Annotated in this window: 15 protein-coding genes; 2 read left to right on the top strand and 13 right to left on the bottom strand. The window is 39.0% G+C overall.

The features are described 5' to 3' along the window. Nucleotides 1-26 precede the first annotated feature (26 nt). The 8 genes from pyrF to typA all read right to left on the bottom strand — a co-directional run bounded on the left by pyrF (nucleotide 27) and on the right by typA (nucleotide 9,887). A complete protein-coding gene (gene pyrF, locus ACLNCP_RS05685) occupies nucleotides 27-728 on the bottom strand; it encodes an orotidine-5'-phosphate decarboxylase (protein ID WP_033685236.1) in 702 nt (233 codons plus the stop codon). Nucleotides 729-960: 232 nt separating this feature from the next. After that, the gene (locus ACLNCP_RS05680) at nucleotides 961-2,214 is read right to left on the bottom strand and encodes a cell division protein FtsQ/DivIB (protein ID WP_020903496.1); all 1,254 of its coding nucleotides are present in this window, start codon (nucleotides 2,212-2,214) and stop codon (nucleotides 961-963) included. Nucleotides 2,215-2,223: 9 nt separating this feature from the next. Then, nucleotides 2,224-3,282, bottom strand: coding sequence for a UDP-N-acetylglucosamine--N-acetylmuramyl-(pentapeptide) pyrophosphoryl-undecaprenol N-acetylglucosamine transferase (locus ACLNCP_RS05675; RefSeq protein ID WP_049499917.1), 1,059 nt, complete (start codon nucleotides 3,280-3,282; stop codon nucleotides 2,224-2,226). Between the two features lies 1 nt (nucleotide 3,283). Further along, nucleotides 3,284-4,636, bottom strand: coding sequence for a UDP-N-acetylmuramoyl-L-alanine--D-glutamate ligase (murD, locus tag ACLNCP_RS05670; protein WP_020903497.1), 1,353 nt, complete (start codon nucleotides 4,634-4,636; stop codon nucleotides 3,284-3,286). 103 nt (nucleotides 4,637-4,739) lie between these two features. After that, nucleotides 4,740-5,381, bottom strand: coding sequence for an ABC transporter ATP-binding protein (locus ACLNCP_RS05665; RefSeq protein WP_000571283.1), 642 nt, complete (start codon nucleotides 5,379-5,381; stop codon nucleotides 4,740-4,742). A 1-nt stretch (nucleotide 5,382) separates the two neighbouring features. Continuing rightward, the gene (locus ACLNCP_RS05660; protein ID WP_424844163.1) at nucleotides 5,383-7,404 is read right to left on the bottom strand and encodes a bacteriocin-associated integral membrane family protein; all 2,022 of its coding nucleotides are present in this window, start codon (nucleotides 7,402-7,404) and stop codon (nucleotides 5,383-5,385) included. Nucleotides 7,405-7,771: 367 nt separating this feature from the next. Further along, nucleotides 7,772-8,026 carry a DUF3165 family protein gene (locus tag ACLNCP_RS05655; protein WP_000262675.1) on the bottom strand — a complete coding sequence of 85 codons (255 nt, stop codon included), beginning with the start codon at nucleotides 8,024-8,026 and terminating at the stop codon, nucleotides 7,772-7,774. A gap of 19 nt (nucleotides 8,027-8,045) precedes the next feature. Continuing rightward, complete coding sequence (typA, locus tag ACLNCP_RS05650) at nucleotides 8,046-9,887, bottom strand: translational GTPase TypA (protein ID WP_000164111.1); 1,842 nt, start codon at nucleotides 9,885-9,887, stop codon at nucleotides 8,046-8,048. 161 nt (nucleotides 9,888-10,048) lie between these two features. Here typA and ACLNCP_RS05645 point away from each other — a divergent pair, with 161 nt between their 5' ends. Continuing rightward, a complete protein-coding gene (locus ACLNCP_RS05645; protein WP_424844162.1) occupies nucleotides 10,049-10,774 on the top strand; it encodes a 16S rRNA pseudouridine(516) synthase in 726 nt (241 codons plus the stop codon). 39 nt (nucleotides 10,775-10,813) lie between these two features. Here the strand turns inward: ACLNCP_RS05645 and ACLNCP_RS05640 are convergent, their stop codons facing one another. The 3 genes from ACLNCP_RS05640 to ACLNCP_RS05630 form a co-directional block, all read right to left on the bottom strand. Further along, on the bottom strand, nucleotides 10,814-11,041 hold the full coding sequence (locus ACLNCP_RS05640; RefSeq protein WP_084886892.1) for a hypothetical protein: 228 nt from the start codon (nucleotides 11,039-11,041) through the stop codon (nucleotides 10,814-10,816). Between the two features lie 71 nt (nucleotides 11,042-11,112). Beyond that, nucleotides 11,113-11,493 (bottom strand): rhodanese-like domain-containing protein, encoded by a 381-nt coding sequence (locus ACLNCP_RS05635; protein WP_033685338.1) that lies wholly within the window; start codon nucleotides 11,491-11,493, stop codon nucleotides 11,113-11,115. Continuing rightward, nucleotides 11,493-11,762, bottom strand: a complete 270-nt coding sequence (locus ACLNCP_RS05630) for a YqgQ family protein (protein ID WP_020901947.1) — start codon at nucleotides 11,760-11,762, stop codon at nucleotides 11,493-11,495. The genes ACLNCP_RS05635 and ACLNCP_RS05630 overlap by 1 nt, the downstream gene beginning before the upstream one ends. 63 nt (nucleotides 11,763-11,825) lie before the next feature. Here ACLNCP_RS05630 and ACLNCP_RS05625 point away from each other — a divergent pair, with 63 nt between their 5' ends. Continuing rightward, entirely contained in the window at nucleotides 11,826-12,734 is a 909-nt protein-coding gene (locus ACLNCP_RS05625; RefSeq protein WP_424844168.1) for a LysR family transcriptional regulator, read from the top strand. Between the two features lie 104 nt (nucleotides 12,735-12,838). Here ACLNCP_RS05625 and ACLNCP_RS05620 read toward each other — a convergent pair whose 3' ends face one another. Both ACLNCP_RS05620 and ACLNCP_RS05615 read right to left on the bottom strand, forming a co-directional pair. Beyond that, on the bottom strand, nucleotides 12,839-14,062 hold the full coding sequence (locus ACLNCP_RS05620; RefSeq protein ID WP_261022905.1) for a hypothetical protein: 1,224 nt from the start codon (nucleotides 14,060-14,062) through the stop codon (nucleotides 12,839-12,841). Then, nucleotides 14,049-16,811 (bottom strand): AAA family ATPase, encoded by a 2,763-nt coding sequence (locus tag ACLNCP_RS05615; protein WP_247953206.1) that lies wholly within the window; start codon nucleotides 16,809-16,811, stop codon nucleotides 14,049-14,051. Before ACLNCP_RS05615 ends, ACLNCP_RS05620 begins: the two co-directional genes overlap by 14 nt. Nucleotides 16,812-16,823: the final 12 nt, after the last annotated feature.

Genomic DNA, 16,823 nt, shown 5'->3' with positions numbered 1-16,823 from the left:
TCCTTTTGTTTTTCTAATCTAGTTCTTTAATTCCAATCCTGTTTCCATTCATCCTTGATGGCATGATAAGCTGCAACAGGATCTTCAGCTTGGGTAATGGGACGTCCCACTACGATATAGTCACTACCGATTTGATAAGCATCCGCTGGCGTCATGACGCGTTTTTGATCTCCTACTGCAGCACCTGCAGGACGAATGCCCGGTGTCAGACAGATAAAATCTGGATTGGTGGCCTGCTTGATGAGTTGCACTTCCTGAGCCGAGCAAACAACACCATCTAATCCCGCTTCAGCCGTCTTCTTAGCATAGTGAATGACAGACTCCTGCAGGCTGGTTTGGATATTCTGAAAATCCTGCATCTGGGCTTCCGATGTTGATGTCAGTTGCGTGACTGCGATCAATTTGGCTTGACTTCCAAGACCTTCACGCGCAGCCTTCATCATCTCTACACCCCCAGCAGCATGAACATTTGTCATATCCACACCAAGCTGAGACAGGACCTTCATAGCTGATTTGACAGTATTGGGAATGTCATGCAGCTTGAGATCCAAAAAGACACTGTGCCCCAGGCCTTTCAAGTAGGACACAATCTCAGGCCCCGTTGCGTAATAAAGCTCCATCCCTACCTTAAGATAAAGGCTTTCTTCTGCTGGAAAAAGAGCTAAGAATTCCTTGACCGCCTCAAAACTAGGAAAATCAAGAGCAATAACTGGACGATGTTCTCGCATAGGTTTCTCCTTTTACCTTTGCTAGTGAGAGAGTCTGGCCACAAGAAGCCACGAAAAAAGGAACCTGCCAACAGCAAGGTTCCACGAAAAATGGGTAGTCTCCACCCTTTCACCGTCTAACCTTAGCTGCCTCTCTGGACTGCTTTAAAGGTTTTTTACTATTCTATTATTTCTACTAGCACTTGTCAAGTAAAAACATGGCAACTAAAGAGCTATAGAAGAAAAGGTAAACCTAGCGACGCGATGAACGTCGGGTCGTTTGGTTTTGATTGCCCTCTTCCTCCAGCTTTTTCCTTTCCTCTTCTAGTTTATTTTGCTGTTCTTCCAGTCTTTTCTTCTCTTCCTCTTTTTGTTTCTTCTCAGCTTCCTTAGCCTCTTGTTTTGCTTTTTCCTCAGCCTCCATAATTAATTTGTCCGCCACAGTGTAACTGTAAATTCCAGCTTCCATGTCAATCACACTCGGTTCTGATAATTGTGGCTTAATCTTACTATAGTAAGGCAGTTTCTTACTCATTTCAGATAGAGGAACCAAGACCTCGTCCGAATCATTCATAGTCAATCGAATTAAATCTGAAGTCACCTTGCTTGGGGCTAGTTCCACCTTCTGGATAGCAGATTTGAGTTCTGGGCTGATTTGAGCAAGTTCTGAGGTAAAGGTCTTGATTTGTTCGCTGTCATTAAAGAGAACTGATATATAAGTTTCTGGCAGACTGACCAAGCTCACAGAACTGGTCTCTAGCTGACCGCTTGAAAGGATTGGATAATGACTTTCTCCAGAAACATAGTAGGCTACAATATCATATTCCTTGACCTTGATAGTAAACTTGGTTGGAAATTGATAGACAAGCTGAGCTGATTCAACCCAATAGTTGGACTTGATCTGCTCTTCATATTTTGCCTTATCTAGCAGAAGGTTAATCGTATAATCCGAATCCTGAATGCCTGAAGCCTGTCGAATATCATCAGCTGTAGTTTGCACTGTTCCCTCAACACGAATATCCTTCATGGTCGCATAAGGACTAAGCAAATAAGCAGAGACAACCAATAAAATCAGACTGAGAAACAAAATCGAGATAGCCCGCCAGATATGAACTCCTGGAATTTTCGGTTTGACCGGTTTTTCCTTCACAGGCTTTTTTTCTATTTTTTTATCCTGTTTATTCTGTTTCTTTGGCTCTTTGGATTTTGGTTCTTCTTTGGGTACTTCTTTTTTGACGTCTTCTGACTCTTCTACTTTTTCTTCAGACTCTTCCTTAGCTGATTCTGGGTCTTTTGGATCAGATTCACTCTCTTGGTCCTCGGTTGCATCTGACTTTTCAGATTTTGAAGCCATTCGAGCTTGTCTTTCCTTTTCCTTCTCCTCAGCTAGGGCCGCCTCTTCCTCAGCCTTCTTTTTTAGGTATTCTTGGTTTCGTTTCTGCCATTCTGATAACTCTTTAAATTCTTCGAGGATTTCTTTGCCCTCATTTTTCTTATCTTTTGACATTTACTTTCCTTATGATAAATCTTTTTTCAACAATTGATAAAAATCTGCTAGAGATTTCAATTCCTTGGAAGCCTTCATCTTAGCTTGGTAATCTTCCTTGTGACTTAGTAAGTGAGAAAGCTTCTCTTCTAAACTGTCCAAGGTCAAATCGCTTTCTTGAAGCTCTTCTGCATAGCCTTTTTTTACAAAGTAGGCTGCATTTTCAATCTGGTCACCACGACTAGCTTCACGACCAAGTGGCACAATAACATGCAATTTTGCCATCGCCAAGAGCTCAAAAATCGTATTGGCACCACCTCGTGTCACAACAATATCCGCCAATTCCATCAAGGGTTGATAGAGATTGGTCACATAATCAACACGAAAAAGATTTTGGCTCAACTCGTTCAGGCTAGAATCTCCAGTTAGATTGATAATATTGTAGCGCTCTGTCAGTTCTTTCTTATGGTCTGTCACCAATTGGTTAAAGACACGAGCCCCTGCAGAACCACCGACAAACAATACAGTTGGCAATTTAGGATTAAAGTGGGTTTGAATATCCACCAATTCATCCTGTTCTGGATTTTTTTGGTCTGAAACCTTGGTCACTGCTCCCACATGCTCGACCTTAGCCAAACTCGAAGCTTGCTCAAAGGTTGAGTACATCTTAGTTGCAAACTTATAGGCAATTTTATTTGCCAAGCCCATAGACAGGTCAGATTCATGAATAAAGACTGGCACTCCTGACACACGGGCAGCGATAACAGGCGGCACTGAGACAAAGCCTCCCTTTGAAAAAAGAGCCTGTGGACGAAGTCGTAACATGATAAAGAGCGACTGGACAATTCCCCAGCCAACTTTAAAGACATCCAGCATATTTTGCCAAGAGAAATAGCGACGCAATTTCCCAGTCGCAACGGAGTGGAAGGTGACATCTAGACCTGACTTGAGGATTTCTTGGTGCTCGATGCCACGTTTATCTCCGATATAGTGGACTTCCCAGCCATCTTCGATGAACTTGGGCATTAACAAAAGGTTGAGGGTCACGTGTCCAACCGTCCCCCCACCTGTAAAGACAATTTTCTTCATATTATTCCTTTAACTCCGCTACTGTGTCGATAAAGAGGTCGCCACGTACTTCAAAGTTAGCATACATATCCCAGCTGGCATTGGCTGGACTGAGAAGAACCACGTCTCCTTGAGTCGCAAGCTCGTAGGCCTTGCGGGTCGCATCAGCAATATCAGTCGCATCCACATAAGACACACCAGCCTTATCTGCTGCTCGTTTGACACGTTCGGCAGACTGACCGAGGATGACCATCTTCTTGAGTCCAGTAATGTCTGGTACCAATTCGTCAAACTCATTGCCACGGTCCAAACCACCTGCAATCAAGACCACCTTGCTGTTGTCAAATCCTGACAAGGCTTTTTGGGTAGCCAAGATATTGGTTGACTTGCTATCATTATAGAATTTGACACCCTTGATTTCATCCACAAATTGGAGACGGTGTTTGACACCTCCAAAGGCTGAAAGAGTTTCTTTGATGGTTTGGTTATCCACACCACGAAGCTTGGCTACAGCAATCGTCGCAAGGGCATTTTCCACATTGTGGCTACCTGGAACTCCGATTTCATTCGCTGCCATGACCACTTCTCCACGGAAGTAGAGCTGACCATCTTCCAGATAAGCTCCATCAACCTTTTCCTGTGTTGAGAATGGTACAACTGTAGCTTGTGTTTTAGTAGCTAATTCTTTTGCCAAGTCTTGGTTAAAGTTCAAGACAAGGAAATCATCCGCTGTCATCTTGTTCTGGATATTCCACTTGGCTGCTACATATTCCTCAAAAGAACCATGATAATCGATATGAGTTGGCATGAGGTTGGTAATAACCGCGATCTCAGGATGGAATTCTTGAACGCCCATCAATTGGAAAGAAGAAAGTTCCATAACAAGAGTGTCCTTGTCTGACGCAGTTTGGGCCACTTGACTGGCAGGATAGCCGATATTTCCTGATAAGAGACCATGTTGGCCAGCAGCAGTTAAAACTTCCCCGATCATCGTCGTTGTGGTCGTTTTTCCATTAGAACCAGTAATACCAACAATCGGTGCTTCTGAAATCAAGTAAGCCAATTCCACCTCAGTCAAGACTGGAATACCCTTTGACAATGCCTTTTCAATCATGGGATTGCTGTATGGGATACCTGGATTTTTCACCATCAGAGCAAACTCTTCATCCAAGAGTTCCAAAGGATGACCGCCTGTGATGACCTTGATCCCTTCTTCCAGCAAACTTTGGGCAGCTGGATTGTCCTCGAATGGTTTCCCGTCATTTACTGTCACAATGGCACCTAGCTTGTCCAACAAACGAGCTGCAGATTCACCAGACTTGGCCAAACCTAAAACAAGGACTTTCTTATTTTTAAATTGATCTATTACTTTCATGTCTCGAACTCCATTTCTACTCTTACTATTTTACCATTTTTATGGAAATAAAAAAGCCACAAAGTGTGTTTGTGACTCTTTCTTCTAACTGAATTTTACCTTATCATCTATGTGATAAATCGGTAACTCGAATAACTTGGTCCACTTGTTCCCAAATAAGAGGATTGTGGGTCGCAATAATAATAGTTCGATTCGGATTTTTCAAAGATTCTAGGATAGAAAGTAATTCCTCAGAATTTTTGGGGTCTAAGGAAGCTGTTGGTTCATCTGCGAGGATCAAAGGTGGATCCTTTAAAATTATCTTCGCTAGTGCAACACGTTGTGCTTCTCCTCCTGATAATTCAAAGATAGGTTGCTTTAAATCTAAATAAGAGAGGTTAACACGGTTTAGAGCTTGTTTCATCAAAGAGATTTTCTCTTTTTCTTTCAACTTTTTACCAACTAAACCCAGATTGAGATTCTCTTTAACAGTTTGACTTTCAATTAAGCCAAAATCTTGAAATAAGTATCCCAAGTAATCTCTAAAGAAAACAGAAGGCTTGATGTCCTTAAGAGAAGTGCCATCATAGATGATTTGCCCTTTGTCATATGGCTCTAATCGTCCAATCATATTCAAGAGTGTTGTCTTACCACAGCCACTTGTACCGATTAAGGCATAAATTTTCCCACCTTCAAAATGAAGATTCGTATCTGAAAATAGCTGACGGCTTCCAAATTTTTTAGATATATTCTTTAGTTCAATCATTCTATTTTCCTTTCATAATTGTCATAGAAACACGAGATTCTTTCTGCGCTTGACGGTAAAGCGTCAAAACTGCACTAGCTAGAAAGACCAATAAAGTGAGCAAGCCAATCACCAAGTCTCGACTGCTTAAAATAAAGAGACTAGCACCAAATACAAAACTGGCAAATTGACTAACCATATACTGAGCATGTGTTTCAAAAAATCGTAAACCTGAAATTCGTTTAATCAAGATATCTCGACGGAATTGCTCGAAATATAGAAGATTGACAGAATAAAAGAGTAACAAGGAACTAGCTATCCCCACAATAGCTCCTAGGATTAAAGTTGCTGTTTCAGTTTGAACTTCATTATAACGAGTTAGATAAACACTTCTTCCTTCTTTAAGATAGGATACTTGCTCATAAATTCCTGCATTTTTCAAGAGTTCTAGCCCACTCTCATATCCTTTGATAAAGAGTTGTTTTCCAGCATTGATAGACCAACTAGATAAGGATATAAAACTATCACCTGTAGAAGTCGGCGTGAATACAACTAAAATCGGATCGGTTAAGTACTGGATGGATACTGGGTTTTCACCGTTATTATAAACAAATCGCTTTTCTCCAGTTGGAAGATAGCTAACAATCGCTCTCATTTCATACTCTAAAGGAGCACTTGCCTCCTCACCAGATTTTCCATAATTACTCAATCTTTCTTCAAAAACTTTCTTAAGTTCTGCTTCTCGAGAGCGCAAATGTTCTGGTAATAAGAGTCCAAATTCCCCTTTTTGAAGATGGGCTAGTTTCTGTCTAGTCTCACCATTTACAGATACATTTTCCTTGTCCAAATAACTTGGGCTGATATAGAGAACATTAGCATCTGGACTATAGGTATCCAGTGTCTCTCCCTGTTCATTTTTTCCTTGAGGATTTGCAAAATGAATGAGATTATCTTTTACAAATAGAGCCTGTTCTTCTTCGATTGCTTCCTTGGCAAAGGCATACCACTTATTCTGATTTTCTGTATCTTTTACTCTATCACCTAAGCCAAAGGAAATCTGGTAATAGTCTGCTCTGTCCTGCCATGCTTGTTTTGAAATTTCAAGTTCTTTCAATCGTTGGTAAGACGTCAAACCTGTCTTAACAGCGTAGCCTACTGTAAAAACAGCTACTAACTGACACAATAGGGTTAAAGCCATCAAGCGTTTAAGGGGTAATCTTCCCTTAATAACGGGAACTAATGCTTTATAACTCAAACTCATTAGGTAAAGGAGCATTAGTAAAATTGAAATCGCCAATAAAAACAACAGATAAAAACTAATCCCAAAACCATAGGTGGCTAACAAGATAGGATAAAACAAACCTTGACTAAAAAGAACGACTCCCCCACCTAGGAAGGAAAGGAGGGCTGATAGAAGGAGCCACTTGATATCAGTCGATAAAGAATGCCCCATAATGGATATGAGAGTCTGACCAGAAAAGAGTTTTATACCAGCTGCTCTCATTTCCTTAATCCGAGTGATAATCACTAAAGCAAAGAAAGATAAGCCAAATATTGCTAAACTAATTAAAATAAGGGGAATTAGTAACATTCTAAAAGCAAGAGAATAGGGCGGTGTCTTTCGGTCAGGAATTGCTTTATAACCCAAATCTCCTAATTTATCGGCAAGCTTTTCTTTCGTCAAGGAGCCTGACAAAAGGAGATAACTATTTAGCGGATCACTACGTTCACGACTTTCTTGGCTAGCTTCTTGGAATTCTTTTGGTAAAGTTCCCTGACCATAAGTTGCATAAGTAAAGTGAGTCGTCCCGTCCTTACTCGGCTCTACGATTCTTCTAGCTATTAAACTCTGTTCTGAGTTTGCAAAATTCTCTAATTCCTGTTCAAATACCTCACGCGTCGGTTCCTGAGTATCTTTTTTGACACGAAGTAAAGAGACGGAATCATAGCTTGCATATAAATATTGTGGCGCACGTAAGACAATAATCCAAGCAAGGAAGAAGCTGAGAAAAAAAGTTGATAATAATATAAATAGTTTCTTCATAGTAGACTCCTTGTATAAGAGAATAATCCTATAGAAAAATATTTTATGTTTTATAAATTCTTAGAATTATTTTCCTAGTTTAATCAATCACACCCTGAACAACAAGACAATAAATTTAATCCTTCCTCGTTTTAAAAACGATTTCTTTTTACTTAAGTATATCACTTTTTATATAATCTATCAACATATTTTATTAAGATATCATTAGTAATGAAGTTTTATAATTTCCTAAAAAATAGATGACATTAGCGGATTTTATTCCAGTTTTCGCCTTCATACTTTACAAGCAAAAGAAATGATATTATAGTAAAAGGCAATTCAAACTATTGTAAAATTTCTACAAAAAAAGAGAGCCGAAACTCTCTTTTTATCTTCTTTTACTTTTACTAACCGACATGAGGGTAATATCTCTCAAGCTAAAGTATGCTAGGAAGAGCATGGCGATTGCGATAAAGAATTCTGTCGGTAGCTGAAAGATTTGCAGGACAGACAACATCAGCAAAATCAAGAGTGCTACGAAAGCAAAGACGACAAGGACGATATTGACTGTCCCTTTAATGCTTTGTGGTGTCGCAAATACATAGAGTAGTAATAAGAGGAGTCCTATGATTAAATAAACCATCTTTATCTCTTTCTAGCTCTTATTCAGCTGATTTTTTCTTCTTGTTAGCTTTCTCACGCTCTGCTTTGTTAAGGATTTGTTTACGTAAACGGATAGACTCAGGAGTTACTTCCATGTACTCATCATCATTCAAGAACTCAAGAGACTCTTCAAGTGTCAAGATACGAGGCGTCTTGATAACAGCTGTTTGGTCCTTAGTAGCTGAACGGACGTTAGTCATTTGTTTTGCCTTAGTGATGTTAACTGTCAAGTCGTTTTCACGAGAGTTTTCACCGATGATCATTCCTTCGTAAACCTCAGTACCTGGGTTGACAAAGATCGTACCACGTTCTTCGATAGACATGATTGAGTAAGTTGTAGCCTTACCAGCATCGATAGAAACAAGGGCACCACGGTGACGACCACCAATTTCACCTGGAATCAATGGCAAGTATTGATCGAAGGTATGGTTCATGATACCGTAACCACGAGTCATTGACAAGAACTCAGTTGAGTATCCAATCAAACCACGCGCTGGAACAAGGAAGACCAAACGAGTTTGACCATTACCAGTTGAAATCATATCCAACATTTCACCCTTACGTTCAGAAAGGCTTTGGATAACAGACCCTTGATATTCTTCTGGAGTGTCGATTTGAACACGTTCAAATGGTTCACATTTAACTCCATCGATTTCTTTTACGATAACCTCTGGACGAGATACTTGAAGTTCATAGCCTTCACGACGCATTGTTTCGATAAGGATTGACAAGTGCAATTCTCCACGTCCTGAAACAGTCCATTTATCTGGTGAATCAGTTGGGTCAACACGAAGGGAAACGTCTGTTTGCAATTCTGCCTGCAGGCGTTCTTCTACCTTACGAGAAGTTACCCATTTACCTTCTTTACCAGCAAATGGTGAGTTGTTAACCAAGAAAGTCATTTGAAGAGTTGGCTCATCGATGTGTAGGATTGGAAGAGCTTCAACTGCATCTGTCGGAGTGATAGTTTCACCGACAAAGATATCTTCCATACCAGAAACGGCAATCAAATCACCTGCTTTGGCTTCTTGGATTTCACGACGTTCCAAACCAAAGAAACCGAAGAGTTTGGTAACACGGAAGTTTTTAGTTGTGCCGTCAAGTTTAGAAAGGGTAACTTGGTCCCCAACCTTAACAGTACCACGGAAGACACGACCGATACCGATACGTCCAACGAAGTCATTGTAGTCCAAAAGTGATACTTGGAACTGCAAAGGCTCATCTGAGTTATCTACTGGAGCTGGGATATGGTCGATAATTGTGTCAAAGATTGGTGCCATAGTCGCTTCTTGGTCAGCTGGATCATCTGACAATGAAGAAGTTCCGTTGATCGCTGAAGCATACACCACTGGAAAATCAAGCTGGTCGTCATCTGCACCAAGCTCGATGAAAAGTTCCAAGACTTCGTCCACTACTTCTGCTGGGCGAGCTGATGGTTTATCGATTTTGTTAACAACCACGATTGGGACAAGGTCTTGTTCCAAGGCTTTTTTCAATACGAAACGAGTCTGTGGCATTGTTCCTTCGTAGGCATCTACGACCAAGACAACACCGTCAACCATTTTCATGATACGCTCAACTTCTCCACCAAAGTCCGCGTGTCCTGGTGTATCCATGATGTTGATACGAGTTCCGTTGTAGGCAACGGCCGTATTTTTAGCAAGGATGGTAATTCCACGCTCTTTTTCGATATCGTTTGAGTCCATAGCACGCTCTGCCAATTCAGTACGTGCATCAAGCGTTTCTGATTGTTTCAATAATTCGTCAACGAGGGTTGTTTTACCGTGGTCAACGTGGGCGATAATCGCAATGTTACGGATATCTTCTCTTAATTTTGTCATGATTTCCTCTATAATATTCAAAATTTATTTTCTAACTGAACGATTATACCATAATTTCAGGTAAATAACATAACTCAAGCAAGTGTAAATGTTTTCACTGTGCTTTTCTTTTCACGTCAAGCCTTTTCAAAGCAAGCGACTTATGATAAGATAGGCACAGTATGCGTTTAGATAATTTATTAGCCCAAGAAAAAATCAGCCGAAAAGCCATGAAACAAGCCTTACTCAAAGGGGAAATTCTAGTCGATGGTTGCCCAGCCCGCTCCCTAGCTCAAAATATCGATACAGGGCTACAAGAACTCCTTTTTCAGGGTCGAATCATTCAAGGCTATGAACACACCTATCTTATGCTTCATAAACCTACTGGTGTCGTTACAGCCAATAAAGACAGGGAACTTCCAACCGTCATGGACCTCCTTCCGCCTGACATCCAGTCTGACATGCTCTATGCCGTCGGCCGACTGGACCGAGATACGACAGGACTCCTCCTCTTGACTGATAACGGTCCTTTGGGCTTTCAGCTCCTCCATCCCCAATATCATGTCGATAAAACTTATCAGGTTGAGGTTAATGGACTTCTGACACCTGACCATATCCAAGCCTTTCAAAAGGGAATTGTCTTTTTAGATGGTACTGTCTGTAAACCTGCAAGACTAGAGATTCTTTCTGCAAGTCCTTCCCTCAGTCAAGCCTCTATCACTATTTCAGAAGGGAAATTTCACCAGGTTAAGAAAATGTTCCTCTCGGTTGGTGTCAAAGTAACCTCCCTCAAACGAGTTCAGTTCGGTGAGTTTACATTAGACCCAGAACTAGCAGAGGATCAATACCGTCCCTTGAACCAAGAGGAATTGAAAATCATTAAAAACTACTTAGAGAAAAGTGGATAAAAGAAAAAAGCTTTATGTTTAAAGCTTTTTGTTTATTGCTTATCTAAAAAATACTGCGACGGCTACAATCCAGTTAAGTACAGAAACCACAAGTCCTACAATGTTGAGAATTTTTTCTGTTTTATAGTCTAGTCCAGATTCTTTTTGGTATGAAATAGCCAAGACCAATCCTACGATACCCAAAACAATACCTACAATTGGAAATAGCAAACCGAGCACAATAGATAGGATACCTAAAACAAGAGAGTGTTTTTTCTTTTCTTGCATTTTTTAAAAACTCCTTAAAATGATTATTAATTTAGTATATGAGACCGACTATATCAACTTTTTACAGAATATTAACTAGTCTTCACTTTCCCTTTCCAAGAATCCAAACCATAAGAAAGAATATAAATCTCAGTAAAACCTTGTTTTTTCAAGTAAAGGGCTGCATTTGTAACACGTTGCGCACGTTGGTTTTCGTAAAGAAGGACAGGTTTATCTTTACGAAGGGCTGCAAGACTAGTCTTCAACTGACTTGAAGGAATATTGCGGGCCCCAAGGATATGTTTTCTGTGGAATTCTGCTGGATCACGCAAATCAATCAATTGACCTGTACGAATCAAGGCTTCAAACTCCTCATTGTCTACGATTTTAGCCGCACGGCGAATACGAAGATAGTTAAAGCCCATCCACGCCAACATTGCTAGTATAAGTGCCCACAAAATCCAAGTAACCATTAGTTCTTTTCTCCATTTTTCTCAATATAATCCAATTCTACCTTGTGCTCTCTGCGAAGAACCGCTTCTGCTTCTAGATAATCTAGTTTGTCCATCAACCCTGCATCGTAAATTCGAGAGAGTTCCAACTTCATCAGTTCAATATCATATAAGCGTTTTCCCATGTAAACAATAATACCAAATCGTTTGAGGAATTGCTGCACATCATAGAATGTTTTCATAAGACTCATTCTAGCAAAATTTTGTGTTTTTTTCAAGAAGAGAATCATACAATGCTCCTGATTTTCCTATCTTCTTTGGCGATTCTGACGCAAGTGTGGTACAATAAAAACATGAGAATTCAACAATTACATTATATTATAAAAATCGTCGAAACTGGCTCCATGAATGAGGCAGCCAAGCAACTCTTTATCACCCAACCAAGTCTTTCCAATGCTGTGAGAGATTTGGAAAATGAAATGGGCATTGAGATCTTTATCCGCAATCCCAAGGGCATTACCTTGACCCGTGATGGGATGGAGTTTCTCTCTTATGCCCGTCAGGTTGTCGAGCAGACCCAGCTTCTGGAGGAACGTTATAAAAATCCTGTCGCCCACCGCGAACTCTTTAGCGTTTCGTCTCAACACTATGCCTTTGTGGTCAATGCCTTTGTCTCTCTACTCAAGAAAAGCGATATGGAGAAATACGAGCTTTTCCTTCGTGAAACGCGGACTTGGGAGATTATCGATGACGTCAAGAATTTCCGTAGTGAGGTCGGTGTCCTATTTTTGAACACCTACAACCGTGATGTTTTAACGAAAATGCTGGATGACAACCACCTTCTGGCTCACCATCTTTTTACCGCGCAACCGCATATCTTTGTCAGCAAGACCAACCCTCTGGCAAAAAAAGACAAGGTCAAACTATCTGATTTAGAAAACTTCCCTTACCTCAGCTATGACCAAGGGACACACAACTCCTTCTACTTCTCTGAAGAGATTCTATCTCAAGAGCACCATAAGAAATCCATCGTTGTCAGTGACCGTGCCACCCTTTTTAATCTCTTGATTGGTCTGGACGGATACACGATCGCAACAGGGATTTTGAACAGCAACCTCAACGGAGACAATATCGTTTCCATCCCACTGGATATTGATGACCCAATTGAGCTGGTTTATATCCAGCACGAAAAAACCAGCCTGTCTAAGATGGGCGAACGCTTTATCGACTATCTCCTAGAAGAAGTTCAGTTTGATAGTTGAGAATCACTCTAAATCGAATAACCTAAAAACCTCAAGAACCAGCTTTCAACCCTAGTTCTTGAGGTTTTTTCTCTAATAGTAAATCAAAAGAATTTTATAAAATCTTATTTTTTAAACCAAAATATAGAGAGTATTAAAACGAGGACAAGTCCAGCTCCCACAACCAGTCCAAATACTGGAATATTTTCAAATAACGTTTGCTCTGGCTGTGTCTTCTCACTACTGTCTTGAATTGATTCTGCCACTGTGTCGCCTTGTTTCGCTACTTCTTGTTCTGCTTTTTTCTCAATTTTCTTAGGACCATAAGTTGGATTTACAAAAGTTACTAGCTTGGAAGGTTTAGAATAGTCTTCCTCCCCTTCTTTTACTACCCACAATACATTATATAAAGTTCGCCCTTCTAGTACCATACCATGTTCGAGTCTATGACCAGGAGGCAAACCTCCACCTAAACCAACAATTAAAGAGAAAAAATCATTCTCTTGATTTTCCGTTAAGACTATAAATCCATTCTCACTCACTTTTTTAAGACGGGATACCTTCCCTCTAATATCTGCATTCTTAAAGGTTCCAGTGTAGCTTCCATCCTCTCCTAAAATAAGTGATGAAGCTTTACCATGCTTCCCATTATTTGGCTCTTTATTAATCCAAGTACCTACTAATTCAGATGGGAGAGGAACTTCATCACCAATTTTAGCATCGACAAGGGACTTAGGCATAGGAGGATTCGGATCCATATTATCTCCAATGATTGGGAGATTTAGAGAAGTATATTCAATAGTTGAGGTATCTATCTTTGTTTTAGAGTCAAGGTTTAAGTCATCTAAGTCACCTTCTCCTGCTCTAAATTCACCTTTTTTAATTAACGTTGGCTCCTTATTTTCTTTAGAAAGTTGGAACAATCTATATGACATAATCCCTGGAGAACTCTCGAACACTATAATACTGCCGTCTGTATAGGTATTAATAACTGTCCCCATTCTAAGGCTTGTATCCCAAAATCTATCAAATAAGGGAGTTGGAGTATTACCATTCATATAATATACTTCAAACAGTTCCCATTTTTCACCATTGGTTAGACCGATTAATAACTCATCCGTCCCATTTTTATCAATATCCATCAAAGCGTAACCAAGTCTATTAGCATTATTTTCAAATAGCTGTTTGCTCTCCCACTTCTCAGTAATTTGTGGAAATAGTTGGTTGTAGTCAGTACTGTCAGCTTGGGCTGAAGCCACTAGTAAAAACAAACCTAATATAGAACAAACCACCATCAGTAATTTGTTTAGTAATTTCAAACGATTCTCCATATTTTTATAATCTCTCATATTCTAGCATCATTCTCTCAATATCGACTTTATCTATTGTAGATAAATCAGTCACGTTATCACGTGATACTCTAATTGATAAATTCTTAATGATTTTTTCATTGATATTTCTAATCCAGCGACCATTACTACAATCATTGATTTTATTATACAAAGATTCAATTGTTTTAGAATAATAATCAACATCAATTAAGTATCCTTGATTGTTTAATCCTAATAAACCAATTTGAATAATTTCATCCGCTGTATAATCTTCAAAATCAAAAGTATTTGGAATTCGGCTTGGTAGTCCTGAATTTACTGAGAGAAATTCTTCCATTTCCTTTGTATATCCAGCAAAAATAATGACAATATCTCTTCTATGATCTTCCATGAATTTAAGAATCTCATCAATTGCTTCTTTACCAAATCGATCTTCATTAGAATTTGATAGCGTGTATGCTTCATCAATGAACAAAACTCCCCCTAAAGCAGATTTCAATACTTCCTGCGTCTTGATAGCCGTTTGCCCTACATACCCAGCTACTAAATCACTTCGAGATACCTCTATGAATTTATTTTGAGGAATAATTCCCTTTTGATAAAGAATTTTTCCTACGATACGAGCTACAGTAGTTTTTCCAGTCCCTGGATTTCCCAAGAATAAGGAATGTAGTGAGAACTCGCTTACAGCAGCGCCTTGTTCTTCCCTCTTCTTATTCAACTCTGCTAATGAAATAAATTGTTCAACCTGTTTTTTAACTTTCTGTATTCCTATCAAGTTTTGTAGTTGTTCCAAAGCATCTTTTTGATTTTCTTCTGGTTGTTGGGTGCCTTGAAGAAGGACATCATCAATATCGTCATTGATAATTGTCACATAGTCATCAACCTGCGTCTCAACAACACGATTGGCTAAAGCTCTCATTAAGTGTTCATTAAAATTACGAATCCATCGTCCATTACTATGATCTAACGAGCGACTATAGGCCTGCTTGACTCTCATAGCATAATAAGATTCGTCTTCAAGTTGATACGAAGATTTCTGAAGATTTTTCAATCCCATTTCGACAATTTCATCACCAGAATAGTCCTCAAAGAAGAATGTATTTGGTACACGTGACTTTAATCCAGGATTTGTTTCAAAAAACTGTTCCATTTCTTTAGTGTAACCCGCAAATATAATCATAATCTCATTGCGGTAATCTTCCATATACTTTAGTATTGTGTTTATAGCCTCTAGTCCAAAATTATGTTGAGATGATTTTCCCTTATTTAAAGTATATGCTTCATCAATAAAAAGAATACCACCTTTAGCCTTCTCCAATATTGCTTGCGTTTGTACTGCTGTCTCACCAATATGAGTTGCAATAAGATCCGACTCAGAAACCTCAATAAATTTAAATTCATCTCCAGGGAGAACACCTCTGTCAAAGAGAACTCTACCTAATAATCTTGCTACTGTTGTCTTCCCTGTACCAGGATTTCCTGTAAAAACAGAATGTAGAGATTGTTCTTGAATTGGAAGACCTTCTGATAATCTTTTTTGATTGAATTCGACTGTTCTTAGTAATTTTTGGACTTCTTTTTTTACATTATTTAAACCAATCAAGCTGTACAATTCTTCCTCATAATCGCGTTCGATAGTTTCACTAATTTCCTCTTGTGGTTCAGAATTTGTACTCTCTTCATTCAAAATTTTACAGCTATCATCTGAAATATCCCATATTATACCATCCGTATTTTCAAATTCTTTAAGAATAGTATCTGCAATTAGGTATGAACTATCTGAAAGTCGAATATTTGGGGTAATATTACGATTTAATTTTATTGTATTTGCTACTAAGACAGAAGCTCCACAATAAATATCAATTTTTTCCTCGTTCTCACCTATGATATCAACAAAATCACGAACCCTACAAAATGAATTGGATTCTAACATAAGAGATTCCCTAATGACCGTTTGCTCTATACAGACTCGACTACTAATTGCTCTTATTGATGTCAAAGAAGCTCCAATTGATTCAAGGCTAGCACTATTTGTTAGACAGACAGCAGCTCGATACAACGGTTGAATGACTTCTGTATTTTGTAATTTTGCAGTCGAACGACTTAAAAAAACAGCAGGGTAATCTTGTTCAGCACTTCCCCCTTTTAAGACAGTATTTATGGAAGTCACTGATGAATCTTTTATAGTTAATATATTAGAACCCCATCTCTCAATCACTGTATCTTCCATTTGAATAGATGAACCATTATCTGCATTCAATTTTATATTTAACTCAGCACGTTTTAGTTCTAGAGTAGAATTACTAACTTTAATTGATGTTGTACTGTAAGAACCATTATATAGTTGATTTCCTGCATTTTCGATTAACAATTTTGACTTACCTTCAACCATTATGAAAACTTTTTTATTATCTAATTGTTCATTAAAGTATACAGTATTTAGAACTACAGTTGAATTCCCCTTTATTACTAAAGCACAACGGTGGTCATCTACTTGAAACCAAATATTTTCAAACTGAACTGTAACTCCGTTCATAATTCTCAGAGTCGCTGCTATAGTATTGTGATAAAGTGTTCCTCCACCTTCGGTCTCAGAAATTTTCCCAACTATTTTGATGCTTTTTTCTATCTTATAGTGTCTTCCTGCTGGTAACTCAAGCATATAACCTTCTTCCAATGCAAGAATATCCCCATCTTTAGCCTTCGAATAAGCATCTCCAAAAGACCATGAACTAAAACTTGTTCCTACTCTATATGTTGTCATTTTTCTATTATC

The sequence above is a fragment of the Streptococcus sp. CL6.35 genome (assembly GCF_049737915.1).
In the GTDB taxonomy this organism is placed as follows: domain Bacteria; phylum Bacillota; class Bacilli; order Lactobacillales; family Streptococcaceae; genus Streptococcus.
This window is presented reverse-complemented; position numbering and strand designations above follow the sequence as displayed.

Bases quoted from the DNA above. Each gene is read 5' to 3' on its own strand.
- pyrF (WP_033685236.1), bottom strand. From the start codon at position 728: ATGCGAGAACATCGTCCAGTTATTGCTCTTGATTTTCCTAGTTTTGAG.
- ACLNCP_RS05680 (WP_020903496.1), bottom strand. From the start codon at position 2,214: ATGTCAAAAGATAAGAAAAATGAGGGCAAAGAAATCCTCGAAGAATTT.
- ACLNCP_RS05675 (WP_049499917.1), bottom strand. From the start codon at position 3,282: ATGAAGAAAATTGTCTTTACAGGTGGGGGGACGGTTGGACACGTGACC.
- murD (WP_020903497.1), bottom strand. From the start codon at position 4,636: ATGAAAGTAATAGATCAATTTAAAAATAAGAAAGTCCTTGTTTTAGGT.
- ACLNCP_RS05665 (WP_000571283.1), bottom strand. From the start codon at position 5,381: ATGATTGAACTAAAGAATATATCTAAAAAATTTGGAAGCCGTCAGCTA.
- ACLNCP_RS05660 (WP_424844163.1), bottom strand. From the start codon at position 7,404: ATGAAGAAACTATTTATATTATTATCAACTTTTTTTCTCAGCTTCTTC.
- ACLNCP_RS05655 (WP_000262675.1), bottom strand. From the start codon at position 8,026: ATGGTTTATTTAATCATAGGACTCCTCTTATTACTACTCTATGTATTT.
- typA (WP_000164111.1), bottom strand. From the start codon at position 9,887: ATGACAAAATTAAGAGAAGATATCCGTAACATTGCGATTATCGCCCAC.
- ACLNCP_RS05645 (WP_424844162.1), top strand. From the start codon at position 10,049: ATGCGTTTAGATAATTTATTAGCCCAAGAAAAAATCAGCCGAAAAGCC.
- ACLNCP_RS05640 (WP_084886892.1), bottom strand. From the start codon at position 11,041: ATGCAAGAAAAGAAAAAACACTCTCTTGTTTTAGGTATCCTATCTATT.
- ACLNCP_RS05635 (WP_033685338.1), bottom strand. From the start codon at position 11,493: ATGGTTACTTGGATTTTGTGGGCACTTATACTAGCAATGTTGGCGTGG.
- ACLNCP_RS05630 (WP_020901947.1), bottom strand. From the start codon at position 11,762: ATGATTCTCTTCTTGAAAAAAACACAAAATTTTGCTAGAATGAGTCTT.
- ACLNCP_RS05625 (WP_424844168.1), top strand. From the start codon at position 11,826: ATGAGAATTCAACAATTACATTATATTATAAAAATCGTCGAAACTGGC.
- ACLNCP_RS05620 (WP_261022905.1), bottom strand. From the start codon at position 14,062: ATGAGAGATTATAAAAATATGGAGAATCGTTTGAAATTACTAAACAAA.
- ACLNCP_RS05615 (WP_247953206.1), bottom strand. From the start codon at position 16,811: ATGACAACATATAGAGTAGGAACAAGTTTTAGTTCATGGTCTTTTGGA.